The sequence below is a fragment of the Xenorhabdus thailandensis genome (genome assembly GCF_037996785.1).
GTDB classification, from domain to species: domain Bacteria; phylum Pseudomonadota; class Gammaproteobacteria; order Enterobacterales; family Enterobacteriaceae; genus Xenorhabdus; species Xenorhabdus griffiniae.
This window is the reverse complement of the sequence record NZ_JBBMXF010000007.1, coordinates 121,453-136,317: the sequence shown is the minus strand read 5'-3', so window position 1 is coordinate 136,317 and position 14,865 is coordinate 121,453. Positions and strand designations below refer to the sequence as shown.

General features: G+C 40.3%; 16 protein-coding genes. 5 read left to right on the top strand and 11 right to left on the bottom strand.

What is annotated here, in order from left to right; translation table 11 throughout:
* Nucleotides 1–97: 97 nt before the first annotated feature.
* Nucleotides 98–349: a multiple stress resistance protein BhsA gene (gene bhsA, locus AAC853_RS03105; protein ID WP_338883592.1), complete on the top strand. Its 252-nt coding sequence runs from the start codon at nt 98–100 to the stop codon at nt 347–349.
* A 117-nt stretch (nt 350–466) separates the two neighbouring features.
* Nucleotides 467–898, top strand: coding sequence for a YhbP family protein (locus tag AAC853_RS03100; protein WP_338883591.1), 432 nt, complete (start codon nt 467–469; stop codon nt 896–898).
* Here the strand turns inward: AAC853_RS03100 and nrdG are convergent.
* The 4 genes from nrdG to pyrI all read right to left on the bottom strand — a co-directional run bounded on the left by nrdG (nt 895) and on the right by pyrI (nt 4,510).
* A complete protein-coding gene (nrdG, locus tag AAC853_RS03095; protein WP_340613667.1) occupies nt 895–1,356 on the bottom strand; it encodes an anaerobic ribonucleoside-triphosphate reductase-activating protein in 462 nt (153 codons plus the stop codon). The two genes, AAC853_RS03100 and nrdG, sit on opposite strands and share 4 nt — an antisense overlap.
* Before the next feature lie 4 nt (nt 1,357–1,360).
* Nucleotides 1,361–3,259: an anaerobic ribonucleoside-triphosphate reductase gene (gene nrdD / locus AAC853_RS03090; RefSeq protein WP_340614154.1), complete on the bottom strand. Its 1,899-nt coding sequence runs from the start codon at nt 3,257–3,259 to the stop codon at nt 1,361–1,363.
* A gap of 273 nt (nt 3,260–3,532) precedes the next feature.
* Nucleotides 3,533–3,919, bottom strand: coding sequence for a 2-iminobutanoate/2-iminopropanoate deaminase (gene ridA, locus AAC853_RS03085; protein ID WP_189760521.1), 387 nt, complete (start codon nt 3,917–3,919; stop codon nt 3,533–3,535).
* Nucleotides 3,920–4,045: 126 nt separating this feature from the next.
* A complete protein-coding gene (pyrI, locus tag AAC853_RS03080; protein WP_189760522.1) occupies nt 4,046–4,510 on the bottom strand; it encodes an aspartate carbamoyltransferase regulatory subunit in 465 nt (154 codons plus the stop codon).
* A 278-nt stretch (nt 4,511–4,788) separates the two neighbouring features.
* On the opposite strand from pyrI, the gene AAC853_RS03075 reads away from it, so the two are divergent.
* Together AAC853_RS03075 and AAC853_RS03070 are read left to right on the top strand one after the other, a co-directional pair.
* On the top strand, nt 4,789–5,544 hold the full coding sequence (locus tag AAC853_RS03075) for a M15 family metallopeptidase (protein WP_340613666.1): 756 nt from the start codon (nt 4,789–4,791) through the stop codon (nt 5,542–5,544).
* A gap of 59 nt (nt 5,545–5,603) precedes the next feature.
* The gene (locus AAC853_RS03070) at nt 5,604–6,821 is read left to right on the top strand and encodes a DUF819 family protein (protein WP_338883588.1); all 1,218 of its coding nucleotides are present in this window, start codon (nt 5,604–5,606) and stop codon (nt 6,819–6,821) included.
* A gap of 282 nt (nt 6,822–7,103) precedes the next feature.
* On the opposite strand, the gene AAC853_RS03065 is transcribed toward AAC853_RS03070, so the two are convergent.
* From AAC853_RS03065 to AAC853_RS03050, 4 genes are all read right to left on the bottom strand, one after another.
* Nucleotides 7,104–7,847: a metallophosphoesterase family protein gene (locus tag AAC853_RS03065; protein ID WP_340613665.1), complete on the bottom strand. Its 744-nt coding sequence runs from the start codon at nt 7,845–7,847 to the stop codon at nt 7,104–7,106.
* On the bottom strand, nt 7,844–8,470 hold the full coding sequence (locus AAC853_RS03060; protein WP_228005950.1) for a VUT family protein: 627 nt from the start codon (nt 8,468–8,470) through the stop codon (nt 7,844–7,846). Before AAC853_RS03060 ends, AAC853_RS03065 begins: the two co-directional genes overlap by 4 nt.
* Nucleotides 8,471–8,538: 68 nt before the next feature.
* Entirely contained in the window at nt 8,539–9,021 is a 483-nt protein-coding gene (locus AAC853_RS03055; protein WP_338883586.1) for a hypothetical protein, read from the bottom strand.
* Between the two features lie 10 nt (nt 9,022–9,031).
* Nucleotides 9,032–9,685 carry a helix-turn-helix domain-containing protein gene (locus tag AAC853_RS03050; protein WP_338883585.1) on the bottom strand — a complete coding sequence of 218 codons (654 nt, stop codon included), beginning with the start codon at nt 9,683–9,685 and terminating at the stop codon, nt 9,032–9,034.
* Nucleotides 9,686–10,422: 737 nt separating this feature from the next.
* On the opposite strand from AAC853_RS03050, the gene AAC853_RS03045 reads away from it, so the two are divergent.
* On the top strand, nt 10,423–12,741 hold the full coding sequence (locus AAC853_RS03045) for an FdhF/YdeP family oxidoreductase (protein WP_340613664.1): 2,319 nt from the start codon (nt 10,423–10,425) through the stop codon (nt 12,739–12,741).
* Nucleotides 12,742–12,974: 233 nt separating this feature from the next.
* Here the strand turns inward: AAC853_RS03045 and pyrB are convergent, their stop codons facing one another.
* From pyrB to AAC853_RS03030, 3 genes are read right to left on the bottom strand one after another with little or no spacing between them, the layout of a single operon-like run.
* Complete coding sequence (gene pyrB / locus AAC853_RS03040) at nt 12,975–13,919, bottom strand: aspartate carbamoyltransferase (protein ID WP_338883582.1); 945 nt, start codon at nt 13,917–13,919, stop codon at nt 12,975–12,977.
* Between the two features lie 58 nt (nt 13,920–13,977).
* Nucleotides 13,978–14,181, bottom strand: a complete 204-nt coding sequence (locus tag AAC853_RS03035) for a hypothetical protein (RefSeq protein WP_340613663.1) — start codon at nt 14,179–14,181, stop codon at nt 13,978–13,980.
* A gap of 37 nt (nt 14,182–14,218) precedes the next feature.
* Nucleotides 14,219–14,647: a carboxymuconolactone decarboxylase family protein gene (locus AAC853_RS03030; protein ID WP_340613662.1), complete on the bottom strand. Its 429-nt coding sequence runs from the start codon at nt 14,645–14,647 to the stop codon at nt 14,219–14,221.
* Nucleotides 14,648–14,865 lie beyond the last annotated feature (218 nt).

Sequence of the window (14,865 nt, the reverse complement as noted above, 5' to 3'; positions counted from 1 at the left end):
CAACAATTGCTAATTATAATATTTTGAACAAGCGTATAACATGCTCACATTTACAAGGAACTAATCCTTACGTTAAAAATGAGTAGAGGAACAAAACATGAAAAATGTAAAAAATATTGTCGCTATTTTTGCATTAAGTGCGGTTTCTTTCGGTTCTTTTGCTGCCACTGAAGTTCAAGTTGCTAAAGGTGAAAAAATTGGGGTTGTTTCAGTGAGTGGTGCAGCGACACTAGATAGTTTGACTGAAGAGTTGTCCAAAAAAGCTGATGAAGCTGGTGCAAGTTATTTCCGTGTTGTGTCTGCAAATGGTCAGAATCAACTGACCGGAGTTGCCGAAATTTATAAATAATTTATCGTGATCTTATATAAATCTTAGGGTTTATTAAGTCAAATTCAGAACACGTAACTGGATAAGGCGCCTGTCGTGTTCTGTTATGACTTGAATAAAATAACGGTATGAAAATATATGGATTTAAATAAAGAAAATTTAATAATTAGTCAGTATCTTGCCAGACAACATGTATTCACTCTTTGCACTTCTTCAGCTCAGGATTTATGGTGTGCCAGCTGCTTTTATGTCTTTGATGCTGCTAGCATGGCATTTTGGTTTATGACGGGATCCGATACTCGCCACGGTCAGATGATGCAAAATAATCCTATCGTTGCAGGCACTGTTGCCGGCCAAACCCGCAATATCGCCCAAATCAAAGGTGTTCAATTTCGGGGTGAAGTGATTTCATTGGCTGGTGAAGCAGAAACCATCGCCAGAGCGCGTTATTGCCGCCGTTTTCCTATCGCGTTGACGGCCAAATCCCCAATCTGGCAGCTCAATATCAATGAAATCAAAATGGTGAATAACACCCTCGGGTTTGGCAAAAAATTGCATTGGCAGCGTTAAAAATAGTGGATGACCTGATTATGGCTGCCTCGCCAAATTAATGTAGGATCATACAGCGCTTGTTCAAACTTCCCATCCACAACCGCATGAACGTAACTGATCACGTCTTGCTGAATTTCGCTTAATTCATTGAGGACATAACCTGTCCATAGCCAGATATCCTTATCTGGGCATTCTTCCCGTACACGTTTAACCAGTTGCAGTATGCGGCGAACATGGTGAGGATGCAGCGGATCACCGCCAGATAGTGACAGGCCTTGTCGTTTAATCCGGTTATCTTTTAGGTCGGCGATGATCTGATCTTCGGTTGCTTGCGTAAAAGGCTGACCTGAATCGACTCGCCATGTACTTTGATTGTAGCAGCCACGGCATTGATGCAAACAACCTGACACGAACAGCGTACAGCGGGTTCCAGGACCATTCACCACATCAACCGGATAATATTGATGATAATTCATGCTATTAACCTATCTGTCCATTGGTGAAATGTTTCACACGGCGTTTCACTTCTTCCTGTTTACCTGCATTGAATGGGCGGGCATCCGGGCTGCCAAGGTAACCACAAACACGGCGAATAACTGAAACCTGGGCTGGATCATGGTTTCCACATTGGGGGCAGGTGAATCCTTTACTGGTACAGGAAAATTCTCCGGTAAAGCCGCATTGGTAACATTCATCAATGGGTGTATTGGTGCCATAGTAAGGCACACGTGAATAACTGTAATCCCAGACATCTTCTAATGCTTTCAAATTATGTTGCAGGTTAGGATACTCGCCATAGCAAATAAAACCACCGTTTGCCAATGGCGGATAGGGTGCTTCAAAGTCCAGTTTATCGTAGGGATTAACCTTCTTTTCTACATCCAAATGGAAGCTGTTGGTGTAATAGCCCTTATCGGTGACACCTTGGATTACGCCAAACTCAGTGGTATCCAAACGGCAAAAGCGGTCACATAAATTCTCGCTGGGTGTACTGTACAAACTAAACCCATAACCCGTCTGCTGCTTCCACAGATCGACGGCCTTACGTAAGTGTTTAACAATCGCAATGGCTTTCTGCTGGCGCTGTTCATCATCAAACAGATGAATGTGATTGCCACATAACGCATTTATCGTTTCATGAATACCGATATAGCCCAACGAGATAGAAGCACGACCTTGCTTGAAAATATCGGCAATATTGTCATCCGCTTTCAGGCGTACACCACAAGCCCCTTCCATATAGAGGATCGGGGCAACGCGAGCCTTGGTTTTTTCGAGGCGAGCAATTCGGGTCATCAGTGCTTTTTTCGCGAGTAACAAGCGTTGATCTAAAATTTGCCAAAAATCAGCTTCATTACCCTTGGCTTCGAGCGCAATGCGAGGAAGATTCAGGCTGATGACGCCCAAATTATTACGCCCTTCATGAAGTTGCTGACCGTTTTCCTCATAAACGCTGAGAAAACTGCGGCAACCCATTGGGGTTTTAAATGATCCCGTTACCTTAATCACTTGATCATAATTGAGAATATCGGGATACATGCGTTTACTGGCACATTCCAGGGCTAGCAATTTAATGTCATAGTGGGGATCACCAAACCGGTGATTCAATCCATCACGAATGGCAAAAACCAGCTTGGGGAAAACGGCGGTCTTGCGGTTTTTTCCCAAACCTGCAATGCGGTTGCGCAAAATAGAGATTTGGATCAAACGGGCTTCTTTGGTTGTTCCCAAGCCGAAGCCGAAAGTAACAAATGGCGTTTGTCCATTGGCGGTATGCAGCGTATTGACTTCATATTCCAGGGACTGGAAAGCGTCATGACATTCTTTTTCTGTGCGTGCTTCTGCATAGGCAACTTGATCGGCAATATTCCACTCTTTGGCAATCGCCAGATGCTTGTCATAACTGGCTTTCACAAAAGGAGCGAGGATTTCATCAATGCGATTAATGGTTGTACCGCCATAAATGTGGCTGGCAACTTGCGCGATAATTTGGGCAGTGACCGCAGTGGCGGTAGAAATGGATTTGGGCGGTTCAATTTCCGCATTGCCCATTTTAAAACCGTTAGTCAACATGCCCTGTAAATCGATCAGCATACAATTGAACATAGGAAAAAATGGGGCGTAATCCAGATCATGATAGTGAATTTCTCCTCTATCATGTGCTTGCACCACATCATGTGGCAGCATATGCTGCTTCGCATATTGTCGGGCGACAATTCCTGCCAATAAGTCACGCTGGGTTGGAATGACCTTACTATCTTTATTGGCATTTTCATTGAGAAGAGAGAAATTGCTTTGCTCGATCAGGCCCCGAATTTCTTGATCCAACCGATCATGCCATGTATGGGATGCCTGTTCACAGGCATTGCCCTTACTCATGTCACCCTGTTGCGTCACAACCATTTTCACAATATGGCACCTCAATATGTTATCCACAGCAAAAATGAGAGGACGTCTCGCTTTCTGTTTTTATGTGGATAATTTTGTGTATAAATACTATATATAGTGTGTTTGTTATATTAAAGCACAATATGTAGATTTTATGCGTCAATATACAACTAAAGAAGTTGATCTAAGACAAAGAAAAAGAGGAAAACCAGATGGGAATATCAACCCTGATACCGAAGTGATCAGGGCTGGAAAAACGGCAAATTAGCGACGAACAGCGATAGCTTCGATTTCGATTTTCACGTCTTTTGGCAGACGGGCAACTTCAACACATGAACGGGCAGGGAATGGCGCATTGTGTTCAGCGAAGAACGCTTCGTAAGTTGCGTTCACGGCAGCAAAGTCATTCAGATCTTTAACAAACACCGTGGTTTTTACGATATCAGCCACTTTTAAGCCAGATTGTTCAATAATCGCTTTAACGTTTTCCAAAGATTGGCGGGCTTGAGCAGTGACTTCTTCAGGGATAGCACCGGTTTTTGGATCAACAGGGATCTGGCCGGAAGTGATAACCATGCTGCCCAGATCAACGCCCTGAACATAAGGGCCGATGGCTGCTGGAGCATTTTCGGTATGGATAGAACGTGACATTAGAAACTCCTGTTTGACGTCTAAATGGAAAAATTTTCTGGATCGCCATTATAGTGATCCTCTGTCCCACATCAATTGATACAGGACATTCTTACAGATTGCTTGAACTGCTAGCGGGTTCGGCGGTTAATCGTTATTGATAACAGCCTGGCGATCAAACTCTTTCTCACAGTACTTACAGCGCAACACCACATCGTCTTTTTCTGACATCACATAGAAGCTGCTGTTGACCGGTTCATTATGGCTGATGCAATTGCTGTTTGGGCAGACAAGGATACTGTCGATTCGGTCTGGCAAGTTGATTTGCATCTTTTTGACCACAACGTAATTTTCAATATTATTGATTGTGGCATTGGGGGCATACATGGCGAGCTGGTTTGCCTGTTGCGCTGTCAGAAAGGTGTTTTCAATCTTGATCAGATCCTTTTTACCTAAATGGTTGGAAGGCAGATTTAAGCCAATGGTAATGCGCTGGTCTGTTTCGGTGAGTTTGAACAATGACAATAACTTAAAGCCGACATGGGCGGGGATATGATCGATAACCGTGCCACATTTAATGGCTTCTACTTGCAGTTGATGGTCTTGGGTCATGTTGTGTCATGAATACCGTTTCGGTATTCCTCCTCCAGATATTAGGAACGGCTTATTTTGTCATAGAAAATTTGGCATTTCATCTGATTACCTTTTGGAGATATAAACAATCACATTGATTTGCAAGCGACAACTTGAAGTTGGATGGGTATAAAAGACGATTTAATTCAACATATAGAAAATAAATAAAATTTGATGGATAGCAATTGTGTTGCTAATCTGTAAATACATTGTTATTTGAATGCGATCCATACCAATACTACAGTATAAGGCCGAATATGTTACTATCTGCTTCTTCTGGAAATATAAACTTAGGAAAGAATGCTGCGGAAAAAATCTCGGCAAAAAGGGGATTTGATTGGAAAATAATTAATGAAATTCCTATTGATGAGTGCCATGAATCGTTAGAAATTATTACCAACTCAAATAAGTTAAAACAAAAATCTGTTTATTATTTGGCGGGAATACAAGGTTCCATTGAATATTGTATGGTAAGAAAAAGCGTGGCCGAAAAATTAAGGATCGCATCACAATTACTTCCTGCTCATTTAGGGATTTTGGTATTGGATGGCTGGCGTTCACGGAAAACTCAGCAAGCCTTGCAAGAGATAACACAAGCAAAGATCGCAGAGCAATATACAGAATTATCGGCTGAAGAACAGCAGAGATTATTGCAGCAATTTGTAGCTCCAGTACCCGTAGGAAAAAACCAAATCAGCCCACATCTGACAGGGGGTGCAGTGGATGTCACACTCTTTGATATGGAATCTGGTCATGCACTTTTTTTGGGAACGGAGTTTGATGAAGTGAATGAGCTTTCCTACACCGCCGCGTTAGAAAAAGCACCTGAAAAAAACATGCCTGCCACTTTATATCGTCGATTACTCTATCGTGTTATGAAGCAAGTCGGGTTCACTAATTTACCGACTGAATGGTGGCATTATGATTACGGTAACTCCATGTGGGCCTTTTATAATCATCGGACAGCTATTTATGGAGCAATAGATGAGACTTCATATTATTTGAAGAAATAAATTGATAAGTCAGTGTGTAAATATCTTCTTTTTTATTTAAAAAAATATCGGAAAAAATAATGAAAAATACACTCATTACAGCTGACAATTCATTAATGCTATGGGCTTTTATTATGATTACTGTTGCTGCCGCCATAGTAGCAGAACAGCGTTTTAAATGGGCATCTAAAATACCGGGAGCAGTCATTGCATTGATTATTGCTGTCTCTGCCTCCAATTTAAATATTATTCCTACCGAAGCACCCGTTTACGATGCTGTTTGGGGATATATCCTGCCACTGGCAATTCCTTTATTATTATTTAAAACCAACCTGCATAGCATCCTTAAAGAAAGTGGTCGATTACTGATACTTTTCCTGATTTCTTCCGTTGCTACCATGGTTGGTACAATCGTCTCCTTCTGGCTTTTCAGGGATTACATACCAGAGTTAGATAAAATCAGTGGCATGATATCTGCCTCTTATACGGGAGGTGGGGTGAACTTTGCGGCAATGGCTGCCAAGCTAGAAACTTCCCAAGACATGGTGGCTTCTACCATCGTTGCTGATCATTTTATGATGGCTGCCTATTTTATTATCCTGATGCTCTTATCTGGTTGGACGGTGGCGAGAACATTTTGGGGCAGCCCATATACCGACCTGGTTGAAAATACAACCAATTTAGATAAATCCCAACCTTTGGCAGCGACTTATTGGAAACCAAAAAATATCGCTCTAAAAGATATTGCCTTATCTCTAGCATGGTCAGTTTTTATTGTCGCACTATCATTTCAGCTTTCATCATGGCTAAAAACTTTGCTTGGTCAGCCAAATAACGTTTACCAAGAGCTGGTTTTCAGCCTAATTTCCGATAAATACCTGCTTCTGACTACTGTCACTTTTATTATCGTCACAATATTCAAAGAAACATTCAGTAAATTGAATGGTACTCAGGAATTAGGTACTTATGCCATTTATATGTTTTTTGTCGTGATTGGCATACCTGCATCCATCCAATTTATTATTAACCATGCGCCTCTGCTATTTGCTTTCGTCTTGGTGATTACTATGCTCAACCTGGTACTGACTTTTGCCGTAGGAAAAATATTTAATTTCAGCCTGGAGGAGAATATTTTAGCGTGTAATGCCAATATCGGCGGACCCACTACCGCAGCCGCAATGGCAATTAGCCGTGGTTGGATTAATCTGGTTGGCCCGATTATGGTAATTGGTACTGTCGGCTATGTCATTGGTAATTATATAGGAACATTTGTTTATTTTGTGGTGGGTAATTTATGATATGGAATAATGCTGTCCTTTGGGATATGTATGGATTTAAACGCTTCGATTGTCTTGGTTTTATAGCTGTTTTTTACTGACAAAAATGGCGATGCATATTTTTCCAATCACTATCATAAGCGATAGTCCCCAAGCGGGTGAGACTCAAGTCAACGTCAAACACGTTCAGCGATATCGTGACGACGCTGGCCGGAGTGCTTATAGTTAAGTTATCCATCCATGGAATAAAGCGTCATTAGGGGCGGCTGATTTTGCCATATTGGAAAATAAAGGAAATAAAAATTAATAAATACATGAAGTTATAGATAAATCAGATGAAAAATCAATGATATTGAAACCAAAGCCCCTTGATATCTTGACAGTATCTATGCCTGGTAGCCATTGGGATACAACCGCAGGAGCAACACATGTCGTCATTCTATTGTAATGCCAAATACGTGGAGTATGTGCATGTCCACTGCCGATAAATTTAATCTTATAGTTTTCGCAAAGATCCAGTAATTCTTTGCTATTATTCAATATATAGCTATCTACAATTGGAGTACCAACTGGGATAGCATGGTGATGCATGAATATGGCAGTATTACACTCGCTGCTTTTAATCATTTTTCTTTCTAATTCTGCCAGATTATCTTTGGATATAAAGCCAAAAACCTCGCCTTCAACAACAGTATCGATGGAAATAATATTCCAGGATTTATTTTTATATTCGCGGGAATGGATAATGAATGAGTTTTTTTCTTCTTTGACAGCGATATTAAAGTTACTCTTGAGATCATGATTGCCAAGTATAGCTATATAGGGAGTCATTAATGCTTCCATCTTTTTCAAAAAATATCGGTATGCATCGACATCACCATTATGTGTAATATCACCGGATATGACAATTAACTCTATTTCAGTAATATTTTTTATTCTGCATATTTCTTCACACACAAAATCAAAATTTTCATAAGGATCTACATCAAATATTTTTTGCTCTCTGTTTTGGGTCAAATGTATGTCTGTTAAGTGAATAACTTTCATTTTTTATTACCTCTGAAAATAAATGGATTATATGATATGTTCCAATCGTATATATCAGTTGACTCTAATTTTTTGATTTTATCAGCTAAGATTATTCCTATCGGAAGAAGAATTATAGACATGATCACTTTATAAGACCATGTTGTCAAAATTATTGTGATTAATTCATTGAAACTATATTTTGACGAGAGGCTTATAGGATATGCTGATAGTAGAAGGGAGGCTTGGGTAACCATTGAAGCAATGATATATCTTATAAAAAAGAAGCGGCCAAGAAAAACTTTTTTTAAATTAGATATGACGAACCCGTTTATAAAATAAGAAATGGGTACAGAGATCCATGTACCGATCATAACACGCCAAAACTCTCCAAATAATGACTGAAAGTTCATTGATATTGGATTGTTTTGTGGTTGTGTATGTGATGCGACAAAGATAATCATTACAAAGATTGATTGACATAGGACGATTATCCAGACAGTTTTTACCCCTTGTCTGTATCCATAAACTTCCGTTTGAATGGTGGATATCAGAAAATAAAAAGAGAATAATATTCCGCTAAATGTTATTTTAAAACCATTAAAATCCAGAGTTTTATAGACAAGTACATCACAAGTTACCATTATTGTGACGGATAAGGCAATGAATAGGGAGTCATATTTGAATTTTGAGTGGGTAGGATAAGAGTTAGTCACTTTATTACCTTTAATTTTGTGAACTTGGCGGCCTTTATTTTTTCTGTTTTTGATATTTCATCAGAAATTTTTCTTCCATCTTTTAATCCTGACATATAAGCGATTCTAACGAGGATTGTTGGATCTAACTTTTCAATAATGTTCTGGTCTGCAAGCAATTCTTTGCCATTTATTTTTCTAATAGAATAGGCATTTTGTATTGTGAATGACAAATCTCTTCTTTCTTCAACTACTTCAAACTTTTGTTTTTCTCTCATATCATACTCTTCAAATTTTGTTATAAATATTATATCAGCAGGATTTATATTATATAATAAATCACTTTCAAAAATATCTTCTGCTGTTGCTTTTATACATGTATGTGTACCTGACTCTTTCAATATGTAAAATCCATTTTCTTTTACCGGTTCAAATTTCTGCAAGCTGTATATATAACGGGGCTTAAATGTTCTTTTGAAAAAATCAATTATTTTCACCATTATTTATTTCCTATTTTAATTTTTTAATTGATTTAATCACTACTCCAATTATTGTATAGTTCTTAGTTAAAACTGTTTTGCGTTCATTTTCAATCCCTAATATTGAAAAGTAAATACCGCTTTCACCGACAAAAACTTGTCTAAAACAAACTGGAGCATCTTGGATTTTTACGAGTACTACGTCACTGTCACAAAAGCTTTCAGTTTTAGAAACTATTGCAATAGTTTTACTATCAAAATATGGGGACAGGAGGTTATTTGAAAATTCTACTGCGAAGAGGGTTCCTTTATGCTCATCTTGAATACTCAATTTATATAAATTTGTGTTGACTATTTTACCCAATACATAGCCATCTAATTCATCATAACGAACCAGGGGTATTGATGAAATAATTTCTTCATTTTCTGTTGGTTCAGATAATTTGTTGTCTGTAATTTCACCAATGTTTACACCAAATACATCCGCAATGGATGAAATAGTTGCAATAGTCGGGTTACCAACACCTCGTCTAAGGCTGTTGACTGTCGCAATCCCTAAACCTGTCAAGTGGCTTAGGGTTTGGGAGTCTACATTGTTTTTTTTCATCAAAAAATCAATGTTTTGTGCGATGTTGGATAGCAAGGCATCGGCTTCAGTTGTTTTTATCTTGTTTGAATCTTGCATTATATCATCTCTTTGATAATATATTGTCTAACGTTCATATTGATAATAATATTTTATCTATTAAGTATTATTAATTCAATGGGCTAGCATCAGGGAAATTTCTATAGTCTGTGTAGGTTACAGGGAAAGGATATAAAAGAAAGGGGCCATATCTGCATCGTGAAGTTTGTGTTCCTGCTCGTTGTGTTTGTCGTTTTGTAAGACATAACGAGCAGCTTATGCCAAAACGCTTTTTAGGGAGGATTTTTATCTGGATAATTAAATAACATATTGATAAATATTAAATAAATTTTCATGACAGCGATACACTCATGGTTTTCATTTTTAGTTGTTACTATAATTAAAATTATTCCATAAGCACCCCAACATATTTAAGCCATTGCCACATATACTGATAACGATGATTCTGTGTCACCGTGTCGTAACTTATCAAACCCATCTGACCCGCCAGACAATAATCGACATCCTGCTAGGTTTAGGCGCTAAGCCGAAAGCCTTCAAAAATAACCCGCAGCGTTTTATCGAATTAGCGGGTGAAGTTATCTGTAAACAGATGCGTATTGTCATAATAGTTCGGTTTTTTCGTGATATAACCACGGAAATAATTATCACACTGGGCAGATAGGAGTATGATCACATTGGTGGTAAGCCACCAATGAATGAAATCGACGTTATTGGTTCACCTGTAAATATGTGACCTGATCGTGTTGGTCACGACATAAAAAATAGAGATTTTTATGAAATTCAAGTCAAAAATAAAACCTTACCATGCGGCAGCTGGTGGTTGGGGTTCACTGGAGGCAACAACCCGTTTTGTCTTTGATAGTAAACAAGCACTGAAAAATATGGTTAACCTGATGCGCATGAATAAACCCAAGGGCTTTGATTGCCCCGGATGCGCATGGGGAGATGACAACAAAAGCCTGTTTAGTTTTTGCGAAAACGGTGCCAAAGCAGTCACTTGGGAAGCAACTCGTCGGTATGTTGATCGAAAATTCTTCGCAACCCATAGTGTTAGTCAACTTTATCAACAAAGTGATTATTTTCTTGAATACCAGGGAAGGGTGATTGAACCGATGAGCTATAACCCGCAGACGGATCATTATGAGCCGATCAGTTGGGATGATGCTTTTGCCCTGATTGCCAACCACATTAAAGCGATGGATCACCCCAATCAGCTCGAACTATACACTTCGGGGCGAGCCAGTAATGAGGCTTCATGGTTGTACCAGTTGTTTGGCCGTGTAGTGGGAACCAACAACTTCCCTGATTGCTCTAATTTGTGCCATGAAGCCAGCGGTTCCGGTATGTTGGCGAGCTTAGGTGTTGGGAAAGGCACCATCCGGCTGCAAGATTTTGATCATGCCGATGCCATCTTTATATTTGGTCAAAACCCCGGAACAAATCATCCACGAATGCTGCATAGCTTGCGACATGCTGCTGAGCGTGGAGCACGCATCGTCACTTTTAATACCTTGCGTGAGCGCGGATTGGAACGTTTCGCTGATCCACAAAAACCGCTCGAAGTGATGACTCCATTGGCTGGGGAAATTAGCCACCGTTACTATCAGCCCAAATTGGGTGGCGATATGGCTGCCGTGCGAGGGATAGTCAAAGCACTGTTAGAAACCCATAACGCCCTGCTGACTGAAGGCAAATCAGGTATTTTTGATCTGGCATTCATCGCAACTTACACCAGCGGAGTGGATGCTTATTTGCAACACGTTGCGGCAACCGAATGGTCATTGATTGAAGCTCAATCGGGATTGACCGAAGCACAATTGCGTGAAGCGGCTGCCATTTATCAGAATGCAGAGCGCGTTATTTGTACCTGGGCAATGGGGATAACTCAACACAAACACTCTTTGGCTACGGTGCGCGAAATCGTCAACCTCCAATTACTTTTTGGTCAATTGGGTAAATCGGGTGCAGGGCTTTGTCCAGTACGTGGGCACAGTAATGTACAAGGTAACCGGACGATGGGAATTAATGAGAAACCGGCCAAACTTTTTTTGGATAACATGGCTGCTCGTTTTGGTTTCGAGCCACCTCGTGCCCATGGTCACCATGTTGTGGAAGCGTTGAGCGCCATGTTGCGTGATGAAGTCAAGGTTTTGATCGCGCTGGGTGGGAACCTTGCGGCAGCGGCTCCAGATAGTCTGCGAACAGAAGAAGCGCTTAGGCATTGTGATTTGACGGTACACATCAGCACAAAATTAAACCGGAGCCATCTTATTACCGGTAAAAAAGGCGCACTGATTCTGCCGACATTAGGACGTACCGAGCGAGATATTCAGGCTACAGGTGCACAGTTTGTGACGGTAGAAGACTCTTTCAGCATGGTTCATGCCTCAGAGGGTGTAAATAAGCCATTATTTGATAGTCAGCGTTCTGAAACAGCGATTATTGCCGGTATTGCTAATGAGACAGTCGGCAATACTGAAACCATTAACTGGCTGGAATTAGCGGGAGACTACAATAAAATCCGCGATCATATTGCAGCGACCATTCCAGGGTTTGATGATTTTAATAAAAAATGTGAACACACTGGTGGTTTCTATCTTGGCAATGCGGCGGCCGAGTTACGTTTTGCAACACCGAGCAAAAAAGCCGAATTCAGTCATGCACCACTGCCGAAAACGCTGTTCCCACAAATTGAAGGCACTGATGTTCCTTTCACTTTGCAAACTTTGCGTTCACACGATCAATATAACACTACGATTTATGGGTTGGATGATCGTTACCGTGGAGTTTATGGTCAGCGGGAAGTGTTGTTTATGAACCCAGAAGATATTGCACAATCGGGATATCAGGCTGGTGATTTGGTCGATATCGAAACAGTATGGAATGACGGTATTGAGCGTAAAGTTTCCGGCTTTAAGTTAGTGCCTTATGACATTCCGCGCGGGAACCTTGCTGCTTACTACCCTGAAACTAACCCATTAGTTCCAATGGAAAGTATTGGTGATGGTACAGGCACACCAGCTTCAAAATCTGTACCGGTGACATTATCTCTTACTGAACAGAATGGATTTGAGCCTCAACGTCTTTTATAAAGTATTATTGTTCTTCGGACTTAATAGTTATACCAAGCCAAATTCAATTTGTAGCTTGCAAATCAATGTGATTGTTTATATCTCCCCGCGTAACAGGGAGTAAGACGCTCTTGAAAGGTGATTGATATAGCAGTGTGTGAATTAGGCTCGGTTTTTGAAGATAACAATGTATTCTTCATTAAAAACCGAGCTGGATAAAATGTATGGAAGAGATAGAAATAAAAATTTAATGGCTATTTATTTTCTATAACAACTTCTTCGTTCAATACCAGCGATAATAATGCCTGACGGGCAAAAATACCATTTCCTGCTTGTTGGAAGTAGTAAGCATATGGCGTTTTATCGACATCGACTGTAATTTCATCAATACGTGGCAGCGGGTGTAGTACTTTCAGGTTTTCTTTAACATTCATCAGATCTGCCGCGCGCAGGACAAACTGAGCCTTGATGTTGGCATATTCTGAAGGGTCAAGACGTTCTTTCTGGACACGGGTCATATACAGAATATCCAGTTCGGGCAGCACATCTTCAAAGTTATTGTGGAGGCTGTAACTTACCTGTTTTTCTTCCAGCATATGCAGAATATAGCTTGGCATTGCAAGTGCGTCTGGCGCGATAAAACAGAAATGGTTGCCGTTAAATTTCGCCAGTGCTTGTGTCAGTGAATGAACAGTACGGCCATATTTCAAATCACCGACCATCGCAATTTTCAGGTTTTCCAGCCTGCCCTGAGTTTCTTGGATGGTGAACAGGTCGAGTAACGTCTGGGTCGGATGCTGGTTTGCGCCATCGCCGGCGTTGATAACAGGGATATGGCCGGAAAACTCAGAAGCCAGTCGTGCAGCACCTTCCTGTGGGTGACGCATAACGATTGCATCGGCGTATTGGCTGATAATGGAAATGGTATCGGCCAGCGTTTCTCCCTTTTTACCCAATGAAGTATTACTACTGTCAGCGAAGCCCACGACAGAAGCGCCAAGTCGTTGAATGGCGGTCTCAAAAGAGAGACGGGTACGTGTGGAGGCTTCAAAGAAGCAACTCGCTATCACTTTGTATTTCAGTAACTCAGTCTGTGGATTGGCTTTTAATGCAGCGGCCGTCTGCAATACCAGTTCCAGATCTGCGCGGCTCAGATCATTAATTGAAATGATATGCTTGCGATATAACGGATTAGCCATGTTTACGTTCCTCTTTTATGACTTCTAGCCTTGGACTGATCAGGCAAAAAAAAGCCCCTCAATTGAGGGGCTTTTTAAATGTTCGGTTAAGCAATGGGAAAAACAATGCGTTTACGCTGCCAGCAGACAGTGTTTCGTTAGCATGGTATTGTGTAATAGCTTTGACAGCGCAATCTTTCATGTTTTCTCCCAGCAAATCGTCGCGCATTATACTCACGATAGCATTCATCGCAAGGATTGCCGGAAGAAATTTTTGTTTCAATTCATGCTCAGGCTAAATAGCCTGCATAATGATATAATTATTCGTTTCGATCACCTAAACTGATCGCCATTCTATTAAGGGCATTTATTAAGGAGATCGCTGCTGTCAGGTCAACAATCTCTTTTTCTGTAAAAACAGCATCCAGGCGCTCTTTAATCTTATCCAACGTACTTTGCTTGGGATTTATCGTCAAGGCTTCGCACCATTCCAATGCCAGTTTTTCTTTTGGGCTGTAGATATTGGAATTGAACCATGCAGGTAACTTATCCAATTTTACTTGTGCTATACCATGATCTTTGCGGATTGCTTCGGCATGAAGATGGCAACAATAGGCACAACCATTAATTTGAGATACCCGTGTTTCTACCAATAGAACGAGCTTTTGATCCAGTTCAGAGGCATGGATTTCTTCATAGCTTTTATATAACGGGTTAATAATCTTGGGTGAGACTTTTGCGTAATTCATTTTTATCTCTCAAATATTTTGTTTTTTATTGAAGGGAACTAACCAGACATAGGTAATATAAATCTATTTTCTACCAGAATTTATTTTGATGTATATATACCAATCTAACTTCAAGATGCCTGTGATTTCTCCTCGTGAAGCGCAGGGCGCAAGCACACTATTTTTACTGCTTTTTAAAGATTAATAATTTTCAATATTTGATTATCACAGTTTTATAT

What these genes read in the sequence shown, in the direction of transcription:
- AAC853_RS03060 (WP_228005950.1), bottom strand. Translation starts at nt 8,470, where the DNA reads ATGGTAACTTGTGATGTACTTGTCTATAAAACTCTGGATTTTAATGGT.
- pyrI (WP_189760522.1), bottom strand. Translation starts at nt 4,510, where the DNA reads ATGACCCAAGACCATCAACTGCAAGTAGAAGCCATTAAATGTGGCACG.
- nrdD (WP_340614154.1), bottom strand. Translation starts at nt 3,259, where the DNA reads ATGAGTAAGGGCAATGCCTGTGAACAGGCATCCCATACATGGCATGAT.
- AAC853_RS03100 (WP_338883591.1), top strand. Translation starts at nt 467, where the DNA reads ATGGATTTAAATAAAGAAAATTTAATAATTAGTCAGTATCTTGCCAGA.
- AAC853_RS03075 (WP_340613666.1), top strand. Translation starts at nt 4,789, where the DNA reads ATGTTACTATCTGCTTCTTCTGGAAATATAAACTTAGGAAAGAATGCT.
- ridA (WP_189760521.1), bottom strand. Translation starts at nt 3,919, where the DNA reads ATGTCACGTTCTATCCATACCGAAAATGCTCCAGCAGCCATCGGCCCT.
- AAC853_RS03045 (WP_340613664.1), top strand. Translation starts at nt 10,423, where the DNA reads ATGAAATTCAAGTCAAAAATAAAACCTTACCATGCGGCAGCTGGTGGT.
- AAC853_RS03065 (WP_340613665.1), bottom strand. Translation starts at nt 7,847, where the DNA reads ATGAAAGTTATTCACTTAACAGACATACATTTGACCCAAAACAGAGAG.
- AAC853_RS03050 (WP_338883585.1), bottom strand. Translation starts at nt 9,685, where the DNA reads ATGCAAGATTCAAACAAGATAAAAACAACTGAAGCCGATGCCTTGCTA.
- AAC853_RS03030 (WP_340613662.1), bottom strand. Translation starts at nt 14,647, where the DNA reads ATGAATTACGCAAAAGTCTCACCCAAGATTATTAACCCGTTATATAAA.
- pyrB (WP_338883582.1), bottom strand. Translation starts at nt 13,919, where the DNA reads ATGGCTAATCCGTTATATCGCAAGCATATCATTTCAATTAATGATCTG.
- AAC853_RS03055 (WP_338883586.1), bottom strand. Translation starts at nt 9,021, where the DNA reads ATGGTGAAAATAATTGATTTTTTCAAAAGAACATTTAAGCCCCGTTAT.
- AAC853_RS03070 (WP_338883588.1), top strand. Translation starts at nt 5,604, where the DNA reads ATGAAAAATACACTCATTACAGCTGACAATTCATTAATGCTATGGGCT.
- nrdG (WP_340613667.1), bottom strand. Translation starts at nt 1,356, where the DNA reads ATGAATTATCATCAATATTATCCGGTTGATGTGGTGAATGGTCCTGGA.
- bhsA (WP_338883592.1), top strand. Translation starts at nt 98, where the DNA reads ATGAAAAATGTAAAAAATATTGTCGCTATTTTTGCATTAAGTGCGGTT.